Origin of the sequence: uncultured Pelagimonas sp., from assembly GCF_947498515.1 — a bacterium.
In the GTDB taxonomy this organism is placed as follows: Bacteria; Pseudomonadota; Alphaproteobacteria; order Rhodobacterales; family Rhodobacteraceae; genus Pelagimonas.
This window is the reverse complement of record NZ_CANMKO010000001.1, coordinates 256,659-272,893: the sequence shown is the minus strand read 5'-3', so window position 1 is coordinate 272,893 and position 16,235 is coordinate 256,659. Positions and strand designations below refer to the sequence as shown.

Annotated in this window: 18 protein-coding genes; 17 read left to right on the top strand and 1 reads right to left on the bottom strand. The window is 57.4% G+C overall.

Annotation, left to right across the window (positions count from 1 at the left end; translation table 11 throughout):
- Positions 1–239 precede the first annotated feature (239 nt).
- Positions 240–3,014, bottom strand: coding sequence for a formate dehydrogenase subunit alpha (gene fdhF, locus Q1A43_RS01455; protein WP_299931877.1), 2,775 nt, complete (start codon positions 3,012–3,014; stop codon positions 240–242).
- 219 nt (positions 3,015–3,233) lie between these two features.
- Here fdhF and Q1A43_RS01450 point away from each other — a divergent pair, with 219 nt between their 5' ends.
- The 17 genes from Q1A43_RS01450 (at position 3,234) to Q1A43_RS01370 (ending at position 16,184) form a co-directional block, all read left to right on the top strand.
- The gene (locus tag Q1A43_RS01450; RefSeq protein WP_299931875.1) at positions 3,234–3,725 is read left to right on the top strand and encodes a VOC family protein; all 492 of its coding nucleotides are present in this window, start codon (positions 3,234–3,236) and stop codon (positions 3,723–3,725) included.
- A 74-nt stretch (positions 3,726–3,799) separates the two neighbouring features.
- Positions 3,800–4,660 carry a branched-chain amino acid aminotransferase gene (locus Q1A43_RS01445; protein ID WP_299929457.1) on the top strand — a complete coding sequence of 287 codons (861 nt, stop codon included), beginning with the start codon at positions 3,800–3,802 and terminating at the stop codon, positions 4,658–4,660.
- Entirely contained in the window at positions 4,642–5,112 is a 471-nt protein-coding gene (locus Q1A43_RS01440; protein WP_299931874.1) for a GNAT family N-acetyltransferase, read from the top strand. The genes Q1A43_RS01445 and Q1A43_RS01440 overlap by 19 nt, the downstream gene beginning before the upstream one ends.
- A 54-nt stretch (positions 5,113–5,166) precedes the next feature.
- Positions 5,167–5,622, top strand: coding sequence for a universal stress protein (locus Q1A43_RS01435; RefSeq protein ID WP_299929450.1), 456 nt, complete (start codon positions 5,167–5,169; stop codon positions 5,620–5,622).
- Position 5,623: 1 nt separating this feature from the next.
- On the top strand, positions 5,624–6,079 hold the full coding sequence (locus Q1A43_RS01430) for a DUF2267 domain-containing protein (RefSeq protein WP_299931872.1): 456 nt from the start codon (positions 5,624–5,626) through the stop codon (positions 6,077–6,079).
- A 58-nt stretch (positions 6,080–6,137) separates the two neighbouring features.
- A complete protein-coding gene (locus tag Q1A43_RS01425; protein WP_299931870.1) occupies positions 6,138–6,647 on the top strand; it encodes a ClbS/DfsB family four-helix bundle protein in 510 nt (169 codons plus the stop codon).
- 79 nt (positions 6,648–6,726) lie between these two features.
- Positions 6,727–7,290 (top strand): NifU family protein, encoded by a 564-nt coding sequence (locus tag Q1A43_RS01420; protein ID WP_299931868.1) that lies wholly within the window; start codon positions 6,727–6,729, stop codon positions 7,288–7,290.
- Positions 7,280–7,738, top strand: a complete 459-nt coding sequence (locus Q1A43_RS01415) for a GFA family protein (protein ID WP_299931866.1) — start codon at positions 7,280–7,282, stop codon at positions 7,736–7,738. Before Q1A43_RS01420 ends, Q1A43_RS01415 begins: the two co-directional genes overlap by 11 nt.
- Positions 7,735–8,406: a tRNA (adenosine(37)-N6)-threonylcarbamoyltransferase complex dimerization subunit type 1 TsaB gene (gene tsaB, locus Q1A43_RS01410; protein WP_299931864.1), complete on the top strand. Its 672-nt coding sequence runs from the start codon at positions 7,735–7,737 to the stop codon at positions 8,404–8,406. Before Q1A43_RS01415 ends, tsaB begins: the two co-directional genes overlap by 4 nt.
- Positions 8,403–8,843, top strand: a complete 441-nt coding sequence (locus tag Q1A43_RS01405) for a GNAT family N-acetyltransferase (RefSeq protein ID WP_299931863.1) — start codon at positions 8,403–8,405, stop codon at positions 8,841–8,843. Before tsaB ends, Q1A43_RS01405 begins: the two co-directional genes overlap by 4 nt.
- Positions 8,844–8,968: 125 nt before the next feature.
- Positions 8,969–9,976: a BMP family ABC transporter substrate-binding protein gene (locus Q1A43_RS01400; protein WP_299929430.1), complete on the top strand. Its 1,008-nt coding sequence runs from the start codon at positions 8,969–8,971 to the stop codon at positions 9,974–9,976.
- A gap of 258 nt (positions 9,977–10,234) precedes the next feature.
- Entirely contained in the window at positions 10,235–11,779 is a 1,545-nt protein-coding gene (locus Q1A43_RS01395; RefSeq protein WP_299931861.1) for an ABC transporter ATP-binding protein, read from the top strand.
- Entirely contained in the window at positions 11,772–12,866 is a 1,095-nt protein-coding gene (locus tag Q1A43_RS01390) for an ABC transporter permease (protein WP_299929424.1), read from the top strand. Before Q1A43_RS01395 ends, Q1A43_RS01390 begins: the two co-directional genes overlap by 8 nt.
- On the top strand, positions 12,866–13,831 hold the full coding sequence (locus tag Q1A43_RS01385) for an ABC transporter permease (RefSeq protein WP_299929513.1): 966 nt from the start codon (positions 12,866–12,868) through the stop codon (positions 13,829–13,831). The genes Q1A43_RS01390 and Q1A43_RS01385 overlap by 1 nt, the downstream gene beginning before the upstream one ends.
- A gap of 264 nt (positions 13,832–14,095) precedes the next feature.
- Positions 14,096–15,010 carry a sulfite exporter TauE/SafE family protein gene (locus tag Q1A43_RS01380; RefSeq protein ID WP_299929421.1) on the top strand — a complete coding sequence of 305 codons (915 nt, stop codon included), beginning with the start codon at positions 14,096–14,098 and terminating at the stop codon, positions 15,008–15,010.
- Entirely contained in the window at positions 15,007–15,759 is a 753-nt protein-coding gene (locus Q1A43_RS01375; RefSeq protein ID WP_299929511.1) for a TIGR02186 family protein, read from the top strand. The genes Q1A43_RS01380 and Q1A43_RS01375 overlap by 4 nt, the downstream gene beginning before the upstream one ends.
- A complete protein-coding gene (locus tag Q1A43_RS01370) occupies positions 15,756–16,184 on the top strand; it encodes a thioesterase family protein (protein ID WP_299931859.1) in 429 nt (142 codons plus the stop codon). The genes Q1A43_RS01375 and Q1A43_RS01370 overlap by 4 nt, the downstream gene beginning before the upstream one ends.
- The last annotated feature ends 51 nt before the right edge of the window (positions 16,185–16,235 follow it).

The following is a 16,235-nucleotide window of genomic DNA, read 5'->3' as shown; positions in this document are numbered from 1 at the left end:
GCCCGAAATATTTTCGCAATGACATGGGACGTTTGTTGGGATGCCGCGTCAGGCAGCTTTCTCAGCAGGAGTCCCAACGCGGCCGAAGGAGCTGGGAACGCACAACGCTTGAAACCACACAAGGCGTGAAAAACCACCTGCACCACAAAGACATTCGGCGAAGCTCACACCTAAACGCACCGCCCGGCGGGATGGCGGGTGGGGTGTCGTGCTTCGCACGCACGTCACCCCCGACCTCCCTACTCCGCTGCAATCTTGGTGATCGCCTCAACCCGTACAGCTGAGAACTTGAACTCCGGGATTTTGCCATAGGGATCAATCGCCGGATTGGTGAGCACATTCGCCGCCGCCTCGACATAGGCAAAAGGCACAAAAACCATGTCCTCTGCAATCGCCCGATCCGCCCGCGCCATGATCTCAATCGACCCGCGCCGCGTGGTCAGCTTGATCATATCTCCGGCCTCAACCCCAAGCGCCCGCAGCGTCTTGGGATGCAAAGAACAATTCGCTTCCGGCTCAACCGCATCCAAGACTTTAGACCGCCGCGTCATCGACCCGGTATGCCAATGCTCCAACTGGCGGCCCGTGGTCATGATCATCGGGAATTCCGCATCCGGAGCCTCGTCCGGGGCAATCACCGACGCCGGGGTAAAGCGCGCGCGCCCATCCACACGTGGGAATCCGTCTCCAAATACAATCGGCTGGCCGGGATCGGTCTCATGAAGTGACGGATAGGTGATCGTCTCGGTCTTCAACCGCTCCCACGTGATATTGTCGAGCGACTTCATATTCAGCTTCATCTCAGCGAAAACCTCGCTGACATCCGAATACGCCCAGTTCAACCCACAGCGTTGCGCAAGCTCAACCGTCACGGCCCAATCTTCGCGCGCCTCTCCGGGCGGTGGCACAGCGGGACGCACACGTTGCACCTGCCGGTTGGTATTCGAAACCGTGCCGTTTTTCTCATAAAGCGCCGAGGCAGGCAGGATCACATCCGCATAATTCGCGGTCTCGGTTAGGAAAATATCCTGCACCACCATGCATTCAAGCTTGGCAAAGGCATCGCGGGCATGTTCCACATCCGGATCGGACATGGCTGGGTTTTCACCCTGAATATACATACCCTTGATATTGCCCGCATAAACCTCGTCGACGATCTCGGTAACGGTCAGACCTTTTTCATTGCTGAAATCGTCGCTGTCCCAAACATCTGTAAACGCTTGGCGAATGCCATCGTCTGTGACGCTCTGATAATCCGGCAAGAACATCGGGATCAGCCCCGCATCTGACGCCCCTTGCACGTTGTTTTGCCCCCGCAGCGGATGCAGGCCCGCACCTGGTTTGCCAACATTGCCGGTCATCAAAGCCAGCGAAATCAAGCAACGCGAATTATCGGTGCCGTGAATATGCTGTGACACCCCCATGCCCCAGAAAATCAGCCCCGCCTTGGCCCCGGCAAAGGTCCGTGCCACCCGGCGCAGCTGCTCTGGCTCAATTCCGCAGATTTCCGACATCGCTTCGGGGGTGAACTGCGCAAGATGTTGCTTTTCGGCCTCCCAATTCTCGGTGAATTTTTCGATATAAGCGCGATCATAAAGCTCTTCTTCGACGATCACATGCATGATCGCGTTGAGCATCGACACATCGGCTCCGGGACGGAATTGCAGCATCTCATCGGCAAAGCGGCGCATACCAACCCCGCGCGGATCCATCACGATCAACTTGCCACCACGTTTGGTGAACTGCTTGAAATAGGTCGCGGCGACGGGATGGTTCTCAATCGGGTTGGCCCCAATGATGATCGCCACATCGGCGTTTTCGATCTCATTAAACGTCGCGGTCACCGCGCCCGATCCGACGTTTTCAATCAACGCTGATACTGATGACGCGTGGCAAAGACGCGTACAGTGATCGACGTTGTTATGTTTGAACCCCTGACGGATGAATTTCTGGAACAGATAGGCTTCTTCATTCGTACATTTGGCGCTGCCAAAACCCGCCACCGCGCGGCCACCATGGGCCTCGCGCAGACCAGTCAACCCTTTGGCCGCAAAACCCAACGCCTCATCCCAGCTTGCTTCGCGGAAATGCGTCGAAAGATCGCCGGGATCAACGTTCAACCCTTTGGCCGGGGCGTCTTCACGTCGGATCAAGGGTTTGGTTAACCGGTGCGGGTGGTGGATATAGTCGAACCCAAACCGCCCTTTGACGCACAGACGCCCTTCGTTTGCCGGACCATTGATGCCCTCAACGTATTTGACTTTGCCATCTTTGACCTTGAGCGATACCTTGCAACCCACGCCGCAGAACGGGCAAACGCTCTCAGTTTCGCTATCGAAATCTTTGCTGTCGCCGACTTCTTGCGCATCCAAAACAGTGGATGGCATCAACGCCCCGGTTGGACAGGCCTGCACACATTCGCCACAGGCCACACAGCTTGAGGCCCCCATCGGATCGGCCATGTCAAAGGTCGGATAGGCGTCATGCCCACGCCCGGCCATCCCGATCACGTCATTGACTTGCACCTCGCGACAGGCGCGCACGCACAACCCGCATTGAATACAGGCGTCCAGATTGACCCGCATCGCCACATGGCTATCGTCCAGCAAAGGAATACGCTCGGGTTCGATGGTTGGAAAACGGCTGTCTTCAACACCGTTCTCCTCGGCCATGTCCCAAAGGTGGCTGGACTTGTCATGCGCCGCGTCGCGCTCAGGCTGATCGGCAAGCAAAAGTTCCATCACCATCTTGCGGGCGTTTTCGGCGCGGGCATTATTGGTTGTCACAACCATGCCATCGCTCGGCTCGCGAATGCAGGAGGCCGCCAAAACCCGTTCGCCCTCAATCTCAACCATACAGGCCCGGCAATTGCCGTCGGGTCGGTATCCGGGCGCGGGTTTGTGGCACAGATGCGGGATTTTCAGGCCCCGGCCATTGGCCACTTCCCAAATGGTCATTCCCTGTTCAGCCTCAACTTCGGTGCCATCAAGGGTGAATCGGATCGTATTGGACATGCGCGTTTTCCTCTGGTCTTGATCGCAGTCTAGACCATTTTCGCACCCGAATGAGTGAGCCATTCCCGACACCTTCGCAGTGATTTGCGCCGAAACCGTTTCCTATCCGCCCCGCGTGACGCCCATAGCGCACCCGGCGCTTGCGCACCAATTCCGTGCAAATCTAGGGAATTTCAATTTTTCCGCACATCAACCAGATGTTGGCAAAGGAGATTTAACATGAAAACCCATCCAGAAACCCGTGTGGGCCATGTCCACCTCAAGGTGACCGATCTAGATCGTTCGGTCCGCTTTTATCGCGACGTTCTTGGCTTTGACGTCACACAAAAATTCGGCAGCCAAGCGGCGTTTTTGTCGGCGGGCGGCTATCACCATCACATTGGTCTGAACACGTGGCATAGCAAGGATGGCCCGGCCCCGGACCCACGCGCGCCCGGGCTATATCATGTGGCCTTTCTGTATCCGGATCGCCTGGCCTTGGCACATACCTTGGTGCAGGTGATGGCATCGGGCGTGACCATCCAAGGTGCCGCCGATCATGGCGTGTCCGAAGCCATCTATTTCGAAGACCCCGACGGAAATGGCATCGAAATCTATCGCGATCGCCCAAATGCGGAATGGCCAAGGGGTGCACAGGGCTCGTTGACCATGACAAACGCCCCCTTGGACCTCGACAAGCTGATTGCTGAAGCAAAGCATCACGAAGTTTGATCAAACGCGCGGCGACCAGCACTGGACCTTGGCGCGCGCTGGCCATAGCGTGCGCCAACAACGGAGGACCAGATATGGCAATCGGCAAGACAATACGCACCTATTATGACGGCCAATGGCACGACGGCGACGCAATGGTTATGCGCGCAGCGGATCATGGCGCATGGTTGGGCACAACCGTGTTTGATGGCGCGCGTATGGTCAATGGGTTGACGCCAGATCTGGAACCTCATTGCGCGCGGACAAACCGGTCTGCGACGGCCTTGATGCTCACCCCGACGGTTACAACAGAGGACATGGTCGCGCTGGTCCAAGAAGGTCTCAAAGGGTTCGCCCCCGGGGCCGCGGTCTATATTCGGCCAATGTATTGGGGCATTCACGGCGATGCGACCGCGATTGTGCCAAGCGGGGACGACACCGGGTTCGCAATTAGTCTAGAAGAAGTGCCCATGGCCCCAGAAACCGCGTCAACCACGCTGGGCTATACACGGTTCCGTCGTCCGGTTCTAGAAAGCGCAGTGGTGAATGCCAAGGCCGGCTGCCTTTATCCCAACAATGCCCGCATGTTAGCCGAGGTTCGCGCCCGTGGATTTGGCAATGCCTTGGTCGCCGATGCCCTCGGCAACGTCGCCGAAACCGCAACCGCCAACGTGTTTATGGTCAAAGACGGCGAGGTGTTCACCCCGGTCGCCAATGGCACGTTTTTGGCCGGAATCACCCGCGCCCGCCACATGAGCAACCTGCGCGCCGATGGTGTCATCGTGCATGAAACGGTTCTTAGCTTTGACGATTTCAAAGCTGCGGATGAGGTGTTTTTGTCCGGCAACATGAACAAGGTCACTCCGGTGACCGGCATCGAAGATGACAGCTATCAAGTTGGTCCAATAACCCGCCGCGTGCGTGACATGTATTGGGATTGGGCCGCATCGACATGACGCCGGAACGGCTGCTTTCGGCTTCGGATCAAGAGCTTGCCGCGCTGTCTGACCTCTGCCTGCGCTCCAAAGCCTATTGGGGATATGACGCCGATTTCCTTGACGCGTGTCGCGAAGAGCTAACCGTCACCCACGCCGATCTTGGGGCCCGAACCGCCGTGATCCGCAAGGGCGCGGGGTTTATCGGTGTCGCCACCGTGACGATTGATCAAGGGGCCGCGCAACTCGACAAGCTTTTCGTTGACCCCGATGCCATCGGTAGCGGCGCTGGCCGCGCCTTGCTTCTTTGGGCCATCGCTCAGGCTCGCAGCGGCAAAGCAAGGATTATGAACATCGATGCCGATCCGGGGGCCGAGGCGTTTTACGCTTATATGGGCGCGATCCGCATTGGATCGGTCGCCTCAACCGCTATTTCCGGCCGGATGCTCCCCCTGATGCAGATAGCGCTGTGACCGCTTGCCAGTTGCCGTGTCCACAGGCATGATCACCACGATAGGGAGTGTATGATGCGCAAGTTTCTTGTTGTCCTAGATGACAGCCGTGAATGCCTAAACGCCATGCGGTTTGCCGCGATGCGAGCGGCCAATACCGGTGGCGGTGTTGCGATTCTGTCGGTGATTCCACCGGATGAGTTCAACCATTGGATCGGTGTTGGTGCCGTGATGAAAGAAGAAGCCCGCGAACGGATTCACGCCCATTTCGAAGTCTTTGCAAAATGGATGCGCGACAAACAAGGCGTCGATCCCGAACTTGTCATTCGCGAAGGCGATGCGGTTCCTGAGATCATCGCCCATGTGAAATCCGACGACGAAATCGGGGTTTTGGTCCTTGGCGCTGCAACAGATAAAAAGGGCCCCGGCCCAATTATCACCCAGCTGGTCCGCAACAGTTCCGGCCTGCCGATCCCGATTACTGTTGTCCCCGGCGACATGTCCAAGGAGCGGTTGGAGGCAATCACTTAAGATGCCGATGCCGTGGAGCTATCGCCACGCCGCCAAGGAATGGCGCGGGTTTTTGGATGACGCCAAGGACAAGCTTAGCACCCCGTCGGACAACGTCACCTATACGGTCACTGAAGGGGTGTTTCGCAGTTTTCGCAAACGTTTGACGGTGCAACAAGGGTTGGATTTCGCCCAGATCCTACCCACCACCCTACGCGCGCTTTTCGTCCAAAACTGGCAGGTGGAACCGCCCGCCCCTTGGGCCTCGCCTGATGTTTATCTTCGCGAAACACGCGATTTGCGCAAGCATCACAATTTGGCCCCCGACAACGCACTCGAAGCGGTGTCCTATGCGTTGCATCGGGTTGTCCCGCCTGTTGACCTCACCCGGACCCTTGCCAAAATCGGCCCTGAGGCCGAGGCGTTTTGGCGGTTGGAGGGTGTTGACCAGAGCGAGCTTGGCCCGCGTTTTCGATGAGGCAGATCAAGGTGACGTTGCCACGTTCCGGGTACCCTAGCCCGGAAAGGAGGCCGACATGCCCGCCACCTCTAAAACCGAATTGCGCGCTATTGCGGAAAAAGAATTTGCGAAACTGCAAAAGCTGATCGCCCCGATCGAAGAGAGCGTTGCCATGTTGCCCGATCCAGAGGCTGATGGCACAACGATCAAAGACACCATCGCCCATCGTGCCCATTGGATCACTCTGTTTTTAGGTTGGTACGAGACCGGGCAATCCGGGCAAAAGGCCGAAATCCCTGCCCCCGGCTACAAATGGAGCGAGTTGAAACGCTACAACGCCGATTTGCGCGCATCGCAACATGATCTGAGCTGGGAAGGTGCCAAAGCCAGTCTCGATGCCAATCACCAAACCCTATTGGCGATGATCGACACTTTGGACGACGACGCGCTTTATGGTGGGCCGATGCAAGGCGGCAATAACAAATGGACAACTGGCCGCTGGGCCGAGGCCGCCGGGCCGTCGCATTACCGATCTGCGGCCAAATACATCCGCGCCCGGTTGCGCGCCCTTGTAGCAACCGCCTAAACCTTAGAATAATTCTAAACCTTGACCTTTGCCCGTCGCGTGCGCATATTCCGCACAGACCAGAAAAGGCGTGTCCCAGATGTTCATCCAGACCGAATCCACACCAAACCCCGCCACGTTGAAATTCCTGCCCGGCCTGACCGTGCTTGAAATGGGGACGGCTGATTTTCCAAGTTCAGAGGCGGCCAGCGGCTCACCTTTGGCACAGCGCCTGTTTTCGGTGAATGGTGTGACTGGTGTTTTCTTTGGCAACGACTTTGTCACCGTGACCAAAAACGATGACACCGACTGGGATCATCTGAAACCGTCGATCCTTGGCGCGATCATGGAGCATTTCCAAAGCGGTCAGCCGGTGATGTCCGATGGTGCTACCCAGGCCGGTGGCCACGCCGATCATGACGGTGAAGATGGCGAAATCGTTGGTCAAATCAAAGAATTGCTCGATAGCCGCGTCCGCCCTGCTGTGGCTCAGGATGGTGGCGATATCACCTTCCACGGCTTTGATCGCGGCGTTGTTTACCTGCATATGCAAGGGGCCTGTGCCGGTTGCCCGTCGTCCACTTTGACGTTGAAAATGGGGATCGAAAACCTGCTGCGCCACTACATCCCCGAGGTGACCGAGGTCCGCCCTGTTGCCGTCTGACGCCCTGTCAGGCCGCTGTTATTGCGGCAAAACTTTGATGCACGCCGATGGGCCACCTTTGACGGTGGCCTATTGTCATTGTGGCGATTGTCGGCGCTGGTCGGGCGCGCCAATCTCGGCTTTTGCAGCCATGTCACCAAACGCCGTTCGCTTCACCCCGGACTTACATTGGAAATCCAGCGTCGCGGGTGTCACGCGGGCCAACTGCCGTGATTGCGGCTCGCCCTTGGCGGCGCGTTTCGACTATCTGCCTGATCAAATTTTCATCCCCGTCGGCCTGTTTGATCACCCTGACACTCTTCCTCCCCAGCACCATTCGCATTTTGGATCGCGGCTCAATTGGCTACATCTTACCGACGATTTGCCAAAATCCGACGCCTCGGCGCGGGTGACACTCTTGTCTTCTGGCTTGTCTTCTGGACCCACTCGCGGCACAGACACGCCATGACACATGCGCCTCTGATCCTCGGTTTCGACACCTCCGGCCCTCATTGCACTGCCGCTTTGCTGCGCGGTGACACGCTTATCGCCTCTCAAACCCAAGACATGGCCCGTGGTCAGGCCGAACGCATCATGCCCCTGATTCAAGAGGTTTTGGCCGCTGGTGACGTGGAATTGTCCGACCTAAACGCCATCGGCGTTGGTATCGGCCCCGGCAATTTCACCGGCATCCGCATTTCTGTATCTGCCGCCCGTGGCTTGGCTTTGGCGTTGGGTATTCCTGCCATAGGTGTGTCACAGTTTCAGGCCATGGCGCTTGGCATTGACATCCCGGTTGTCTGTAGCGTCGCCGCCCCGCGCGACCGGCTTTATGTACATACGTTGAATGACACCAGCGGGAGCGCCGCCGCGCTCTGTGATATAGATACGCTTGTACTGCCAAACCCCAAGGCCGAAGCCGCAGTAATTGGCGCACAGGCCGATGAGATCGCCAAGCGCACCGGTGGCCGCGTGTTGACCGCGAAATACTCAATGGCCGAAGCCATTGCGCGTCAAGCCATGCTTAACATGGATAACACCACCCCAACGCCCCCGGCCCCGCTTTACTTGCGCCCGGCCGATGCCGCCCCCTCACGCAACGCGCCACCGGTTATTTTGGCGGACCCGCCTGCGTGACCTCCCCCACCAAAACACACCCGGCCATGACACCCGAGGACATGACCGCGCTTTATGCGCGCTGTTTTCCCGATCGCCCTTGGGACGAATCTGAAATCACAACGCTTTTGAACCGGGCCGATGTCATCTCTGTGATCACTGACTACGGCTTTGTCCTCGCCAGCTGCATTGCACCTGAAGCAGAGATTCTAACCATCGCCGTAAGCCCAGATCACCGCCGTCAAGGCATTGCGTCCGGGCTTTTTCGGACCCTTTGGTCAAATTTTTCGACACGCGGTATCGACACGGTTTTCCTTGAGGTTGCCTCGGGGAATAGCGCCGCGATGGAGCTTTACAAAAGCTTTGACTTCCAAGAAGTTGGCCGTCGAAAAGGGTATTATACGCGCATCAATGCCCCGGCCGAGGACGCCGTGGTTATGCGCTGTGCGCTGACCTAGCGGAATCGCCCCTAAACCCCCCGAATTCCAAGATTCCGGTTGACCGCCGCACGCCCCTTGCGTCTTTATTGCCTATCACAAACGAAACGGCGACTCTGTCCGTCGTTCACACCTGGGAGCAACACATGACTTTCATGAAAACAATTCTCGGCTCGGCCGCAGCTCTGGCACTTTCCGCTGGCGCAGCTCTGGCTGACCCGGCGCTGATCTATGATCTGGGCGGCAAGTTCGACAAATCCTTCAACGAAGCGGCCTTTGGTGGCGCTGAGCGTTGGGCCAAGGAAACCGGCGGCACGTACAAAGACATCGAAATTCAGTCCGAAGCCCAGCGCGAGCAGGCCCTGCGCCGTTTCGCCGAAGCGGGTTTCAACCCTGTTGTCACCACTGGCTTTGCCATCGCTGGGTCGATCGACGCGGTTGCAGCGGATTATCCTGACACAAAGTTCGTCACCATTGACGGCTGGGTTGACCCTGCCAAGCACCCGAATGTTGTGTCGATCCTGTTCTCCGAGCACGAAGGTTCTTACCTTGTTGGCATGATGGCCGGCATGGCGTCCGAGTCGAAAACTGTTGGCTTTATTGGCGGCATGGACATCCCATTGATCCGTAAATTCGCCTGTGGCTACGCCCAAGGTGTTCTGGCGGCAAACCCAGATGCGACCGTTGTGTCCAACATGACCGGCACCACCCCTGCCGCATGGAATGACCCGGTAAAAGGGTCTGAGCTGGCGCGTGCACAGATCAGCCAAGGCGCGGACGTGATCTATGCAGCGGCAGGCGGCACCGGCATCGGTGTTCTGCAAACCGCAGCCAAAGAAAACATCCTGTCCGTCGGCGTTGACAGCAACCAGAACCACATGCACCCCGGTCAGGTTCTGACCTCGATGCTCAAGCGCGTTGACGTGGCTGTATTTGATTCGATGACTGCTGGTGCTGATCTCGAAACCGGCACTGTCAAAGTCTTCGGCCTCGCCGAAGAAGGTGTGGGCTATGCTCTGGACGAGCATAACGCATCGCTGGTGTCCGATGATATGAAAGCCGCCGTTGACGCCGCGCGCGATCAGATCATCGCAGGTGAACTTAAAGTTCACGACTATTCGTCGGACGACACCTGCCCCGTTCTGAAATTCTAATCCACCCGGATTAGGCTTTGCTTTAGGCCGCGCCTGACTTGGCGCGGCCTTTTTGTTTCCAATAGGCCCGTTCTGTGACCTGCATTTTGCAACCGTCTGGCGCGCCATGAAGATTTCGTTACGAAATCCAGCCTTTTCCAATGCGCTTGGCCTTGACTCATGTGCCACAAAGCAAAACAAATGTGCTTTGAGCAAAAAAACGCCACCGGGCTTTGGCCCCTTCGGCGACAAACAAAGACATGCTCTCGTGGAGGACGGATGACCGAAACCGCAGCCATCGAACTTAAAGGCATATCCAAAGCCTTTGGCCCTGTTCAGGCCAACAAGGATATCTCGATCCGGGTGATGCCGGGCACGATCCATGGGATCATCGGTGAAAACGGCGCTGGGAAATCCACGCTGATGTCGATCCTGTACGGGTTTTACAAAGCCGACAGCGGCGAGATTTTCATCAATGGAAAAGAGACCGAAATCCCAGACAGTCAGGCCGCGATTGCCGCCGGGATTGGCATGGTGTTTCAGCACTTTAAACTGGTGCAAAACTTCTCGGTTCTGGAAAACGTCATCCTTGGGGCCGAAGATGGCCCGATGCTCCAGCCGAGCTTGCGCAAGGCGCGCGGTGTTCTCAAGCATCTGGCCGAGGAATACGAGCTTCAGGTCGATCCAGATGCCTTGATCGAAGACCTCTCTGTTGGTCACCAACAGCGGGTTGAGATCCTCAAGGCGCTCTATCGCGAAGCGGACATTCTGATTTTGGATGAACCCACCGGGGTGTTGACCCCGGCCGAGGCCGATCACCTGTTCCGCATTCTCGAAGGCCTTCGCAAAGAGGGTAAGACGATCATCCTGATCACCCATAAACTGCGTGAAATCATGGAGATCACCGATACGGTGTCGGTGATGCGGCGCGGCGAAATGACTGCGACCGTCAAGACATCTGAAACCAGCCCAGAAGAGCTTGCCGAGCTGATGGTGGGCCGCAAGGTGTTGCTACGGGTCGACAAAGTCCCCGCCAAACCCGGCAAGCCGGTGCTTGAGGTCGAGAATCTCCGCCATATCGACGAGGCCGGGGTGGAACGCCTCAAAGGCATTTCGCTCAATGTGCGCGCCGGTGAGATCGTCGGCATCGCCGGGGTATCCGGCAACGGTCAATCGGAATTGATGCGCGTCTTGGGCGGCTATGGCTACGCCACCGGCAACATCCGCATGAATGGCGAAGAGCTGGACCTAACTGGCAAGCATTCCGATGGTCAATCGCGCCGCGCCCGTGGCATCGGCCACGTTCCCGAAGACCGCCACCACGAAGGGCTGATCCTCGATTATTCCGCTTGGGAAAACATGGTGTTCGGCTATCACCGCGGCCCGGAAACCGGCGGTGGTTTTTTGATGGATAACAAGGCGATCAAAGCCGAAGCCCAAGCCAAAATGGACCGTTTTGACGTGCGCCCGCCGCACCCATGGCTCAACGCCAAAGACTTCTCTGGCGGCAACCAACAGAAAATTGTTCTGGCGCGGGAAATCGAACGCAACCCCGACCTGCTGTTGATCGGCCAACCGACGCGCGGCGTTGATATCGGCGCGATCGAATTCATCCACCAACAGATTGTGCAACTGCGCGATGCGGGCAAGGCGATCTTGCTGGTCTCGGTCGAGCTTGATGAAATCATGTCGCTGTCTGATCGGATCGCGGTGATGTTTGACGGCCAGATCATGGGCGAACGCTTACCGTCCGAAACCGATCAGACCGAACTGGGCCTACTCATGGCCGGCGTTACCAATACCAAGGAGCTGACCAATGGATAAGATGCCCGCCTGGGCCGATGCGGTCCTTGTTCCCCTGATCTCGATCCTCTTGGCCGCGGCGATTTCGGCGCTGGTCATCCTCGCCATCGGGGAAAACCCGGTCGAGGCCTTTAGGATCATGGTCAAAGAGGCGCTCAGCACCTCGCGCGGGATCGGCTATACGCTCTATTACGCCACCAACTTTATCTTTACCGGGCTGGCGGTTGCCGTGGCCTTTCACGCCCGCATGTTCAACATCGGTGGAGAGGGTCAGGCGATGATGGGTGGTCTTGGCGTGGCGCTGGTCTGTCTCTATGTGCCGTGGCCGCATTGGACGCTAGCGCTCTTTGGCGCGGCGGCGATTTCGGCGCTGTTCGGCGCGGCTTGGGCCTATATCCCGGCCTATCTTCAGGCCAAACGCGGCAGCCACATCGTTATCACCACGATCATGTTCAACTTTATCGCCTTTTCACTGCTGAACTACATTCTAGTCAACGTGTTGCGCCCCCAAGGCTCGATGGACCCGGCCACTGCCAAATTCCCAGAGGCAACGTTCCTGCCGACCTTCCAAAGCATGTTTTCGACCGCTGACACGGTGATGTTCCGCAACGCCCCGGCCAATGTGACGTTTTTCGTGGCGCTGGCGGCCTGTGTCGCGGTTTACTTCCTGATCTGGCGCACCCGTTTGGGCTATGAAATCCGCGCCTTTGGTCATTCGGAAACCGGTGCCAAATACGCCGGTATCTCGCCGGTCAAAATCACCATCGTCTCGATGCTGATCTCCGGCGGATTGGCGGGCATGATGGCGCTGAACACCACCATGGGCGAGGCCGAGCGTCTGGTTCTCAACGCCACCGAAGGGGCCGGGTTTATCGGCATCGCGGTGGCCTTGATGGGCCGGTCACATCCGGTTGGCATCCTCTTGGCGGCGCTGCTGTTTGGCTTCATGTATCAGGGCGGTTCGGAACTGGCCTTTTGGACCAACATTCCACAACAGCTGATCATCGTGATTCAGGCGCTGGTGATCCTGTTCACCGGGGCGCTCGATAATATGGTGCGCATGCCGCTTGAAAAACTGTTCCTGAGCATCCGTAAGGGAGACGCATGATGGATATCGATACCATTGTCCAAGTGCTCGATAGCTCAATCCGCCTGTCGACACCGCTCTTGTTGGCCTGTTTGGCCGGGTTGTTTAGCGAACGCGCCGGTATTTTCGACATCGGGCTTGAGGGCAAGATGCTGATTTCCGCGTTCTTCTCGGCGGCGATCACCTTTACGACCGGCAATGTCTGGATTGGCCTCTTGGCCGGGATCGCTGCATCGCTGGCGCTCTCCCTCATCCACGGTCTTGCCTCGATCACCTTTCGTGGCAATCAGCTCATCTCCGGGGTGGCTCTGAACTTCCTTGCCTCCGGTCTCACCGTCTTGATTGCCCAAAGCTGGTTCAAACAAGGCGGGCGCACGCCAACCATCCCAGAAGAGCAGCGGTTCCAAGAAATCACCCTGCCCTTTGCCGACGCCTTGCGCGATGTTCCCCTGCTTGGGCCGATCTACTCGGACCTGATCTCGGGCAATTCGGCCCTTGCCTATATCGCCTTCCTGATGGTGCCGATCACGTGGTTCGTGTTGTTCCGCACCCGTTTTGGCCTGCGCCTTCGCGCTGTGGGCGAGGCCCCTGATGCCGTTGACACCGCGGGCGTCTCGGTCATCGGGCTGCGTTATGCGGCGGTGATGATCTGTGGCGTGCTGTGTGGGATCGCCGGAGCGTATCTTGCCACCTCGCTTCAGGCCGGGTTCGTCAAGGAAATGACCGCCGGTCGTGGCTATATCGCCTTGGCGGCTCTGATCTTTGCGAAATGGCGTCCTTGGTATGCCTTGATGGCCTGCCTTCTGTTTGGCTTCCTTCAGGCGGTCGCCTTGCGGTTCCAGAACATTGACTTGGGCGGCGTTGTCATCCCGGTTCAGATGATGGAGGCCCTGCCCTACATTCTAACCGTTGTGATCCTTGCTGGGTTTGTTGGCAAAGCCATCCCCCCCCGTGCCGGAGGCGAGCCCTACGTCAAAGAGCGTTAAACACGCTCGCCACCGCCAAAATCCACCCCCCGCAAAGCAAACCGCTTTTGCGGGGGTTCTTTTTCGTGAGTCCGGATTTCACACGGTGCGCCGCGTCCCATAGTGCAACTTTGGCTATCAACAACAACGCGCTTGGACAGCATTTCAATCTCAAGTCTCAATACTTGAGCATTTTCCGGTCCAGTTGTGATCGTTTTGTAAGTCCAACGGTAAACCCTCGTCGCTGCACTTGCAAAAATCCCACCGATGACGCTAGGAAAGAATATGCAGGTCTACCTTCCTATCGCCGAAGTATCGGTCAATGCGTTCCTCCTTTTGGGGCTGGGCGGGCTCGTGGGTGTACTCTCGGGCATGTTCGGCGTCGGGGGCGGGTTTTTGATGACCCCGCTTTTGTTCTTTATCGGCATTCCGCCCGCGGTTGCCGTTGCCACAGAAGCCAACCAAATCGTCGCCTCGTCGTTTTCTGGCGTGCTCGCGCATTTCAGGCGAAAGACGGTCGATCTCCGAATGGGCACGGTGCTGCTCATTGGCGGTCTCGCCGGGGCAGCACTGGGTGTTGTGGTCTTCAACTACCTCAAAAGCGTCGGCCAAGTCGATTTGCTGGTCAAGCTTTGCTATGTTGTCTTCCTTGGCATCATCGGCGGGCTGATGTTCATCGAAAGCCTGAACGCCATCCGCAAAACCAAAGCGGGCGTGGTTCCTAAGCGCAAGAAACACAACTGGATTCACGGGCTGCCCTTCAAGATGCGGTTTCGCACCTCGGGTCTGTATATCTCGGTTATTCCGCCGCTGATCGTTGGCGTGTGCGTTGGTATTCTGGCCGCGATCATGGGTGTTGGCGGTGGCTTTATCATGGTTCCGGCGATGATCTACCTATTGGGAATGCCAACCAAAGTGGTTGTGGGTACATCGCTGTTCCAGATCATCTTTGTAACCGCGTTCACCACCCTACTGCACGCCACGACAAACTTTACCGTTGATATCGTTCTCGCGGTTCTCTTGCTGGTTGGCGGTGTCATCGGTGCGCAATTTGGTGCTGTAATCGGGGCCAAACTCAAGGCCGAACAATTACGCATCCTCTTGGCGCTGATGGTTCTGGGTGTTTGCCTAAAACTGGCGCTCGATCTTTTGATTATGCCTAGCGAGCTGTTCAGCCTCGGCGCAGCAGGTGGTCACTGATGCGCATCCTGCTTGCCCTTTTGCTTCTAATCTCGCTTCCAGTCTGGGCCGAAGAAGTCGTTCTTGGCCTCAGCAAAGATGAGATCGCCATCTCCGCCGATTTCGACGGGTCCGAAATCCTGATCTATGGTGCAGTCAAACGCGAAGAGGCGATCCCAGAAGAACCGCTTCATGTGATCATCACCGTCGCAGGACCATCCCAGCCCATCACCGTTCGCAAGAAAGACCGCCGCTTTGGTATCTGGGTCAACACCGAGGCCGTCGAGATCGACAGCGCACCAAGCTTTTATGCCGTCGCCACTTCGCAAGAATGGCCCGTCGTCATTAGCGAAGTCGAAGACCTGCGCTACAAAATTTCCGTCGAACGCGCCATTCGCGCCGTTGGTGTTGCCGCCGATGACCCCCAGCGCTTTACTGAGGCTCTGACTCGAATCCGCACTTCTGAACTCAAATACCAACAGCGCGATTTTGAGGTGAACCTGCGGGAACAAACCCTCTTCGACACCGCCATCGCTCTGCCGGCTAATCTGACCGAAGGGGCCTATAAAACCCGCGTATTCCTGACCCGCAACAAAGAGGTCATTTCTGTTTATGAAACCGAAATTGACGTGCGCAAGGTTGGACTGGAACGCTGGCTTTACACCATGTCGCGCCAACAACCGCTTCTATACGGGTTGATGTCCTTGGCCATCGCGATCGCCGCGGGCTGGGGCGCATCTGCGGCCTTTAACCTTCTCCGTCGCGGATGAGCCGACCCACCCCGTTGCCGCGCGACGCGTTTCGCGCCTTTGTCCCGCTTCAGACCCGCTGGGCAGACAATGACGAATACGGTCATATGAACAACGCCACCTATATGTCGCTGTTTGATACAGCGTTAAGCTTGTGGCAGCTCCAAAATGGCCTCGCCATTCGTGGCCCCGAGGCACTGCGTTTTCTTGTCGTCGAAAATGGCTGTCACTATTTTGAGGAAATCGGTTTCCCAGATCAACTCGAGGCCGGTCTCCGGCTTGGTCATCTCGGCAATAGCTCTTACCGCATGGATATTGGCCTGTTTCGCAACGGCGCACCAACACCTGCGGCCCAAGGGTTTTTCGCTCAGGTTCTGGTCAATCAATCCAGCAAACCAACACCCATTCCCGACGCGCCGCGCACCATTCTCTCGACGCTCCTCTAAGACCCCGGCACGCTTCTTCCTTCCCCAAATATCCCGGGGGAGTCTGCACCG

Coding starts and splice junctions, on each gene's coding strand:
- Q1A43_RS01400 (WP_299929430.1), top strand. CDS start 8,969: ATGACTTTCATGAAAACAATTCTCGGCTCGGCCGCAGCTCTGGCACTT.
- Q1A43_RS01435 (WP_299929450.1), top strand. CDS start 5,167: ATGCGCAAGTTTCTTGTTGTCCTAGATGACAGCCGTGAATGCCTAAAC.
- Q1A43_RS01450 (WP_299931875.1), top strand. CDS start 3,234: ATGAAAACCCATCCAGAAACCCGTGTGGGCCATGTCCACCTCAAGGTG.
- Q1A43_RS01420 (WP_299931868.1), top strand. CDS start 6,727: ATGTTCATCCAGACCGAATCCACACCAAACCCCGCCACGTTGAAATTC.
- Q1A43_RS01425 (WP_299931870.1), top strand. CDS start 6,138: ATGCCCGCCACCTCTAAAACCGAATTGCGCGCTATTGCGGAAAAAGAA.
- tsaB (WP_299931864.1), top strand. CDS start 7,735: ATGACACATGCGCCTCTGATCCTCGGTTTCGACACCTCCGGCCCTCAT.
- Q1A43_RS01370 (WP_299931859.1), top strand. CDS start 15,756: ATGAGCCGACCCACCCCGTTGCCGCGCGACGCGTTTCGCGCCTTTGTC.
- Q1A43_RS01390 (WP_299929424.1), top strand. CDS start 11,772: ATGGATAAGATGCCCGCCTGGGCCGATGCGGTCCTTGTTCCCCTGATC.
- Q1A43_RS01395 (WP_299931861.1), top strand. CDS start 10,235: ATGACCGAAACCGCAGCCATCGAACTTAAAGGCATATCCAAAGCCTTT.
- Q1A43_RS01430 (WP_299931872.1), top strand. CDS start 5,624: ATGCCGATGCCGTGGAGCTATCGCCACGCCGCCAAGGAATGGCGCGGG.
- fdhF (WP_299931877.1), bottom strand. CDS start 3,014: ATGTCCAATACGATCCGATTCACCCTTGATGGCACCGAAGTTGAGGCT.
- Q1A43_RS01385 (WP_299929513.1), top strand. CDS start 12,866: ATGGATATCGATACCATTGTCCAAGTGCTCGATAGCTCAATCCGCCTG.
- Q1A43_RS01445 (WP_299929457.1), top strand. CDS start 3,800: ATGGCAATCGGCAAGACAATACGCACCTATTATGACGGCCAATGGCAC.
- Q1A43_RS01380 (WP_299929421.1), top strand. CDS start 14,096: ATGCAGGTCTACCTTCCTATCGCCGAAGTATCGGTCAATGCGTTCCTC.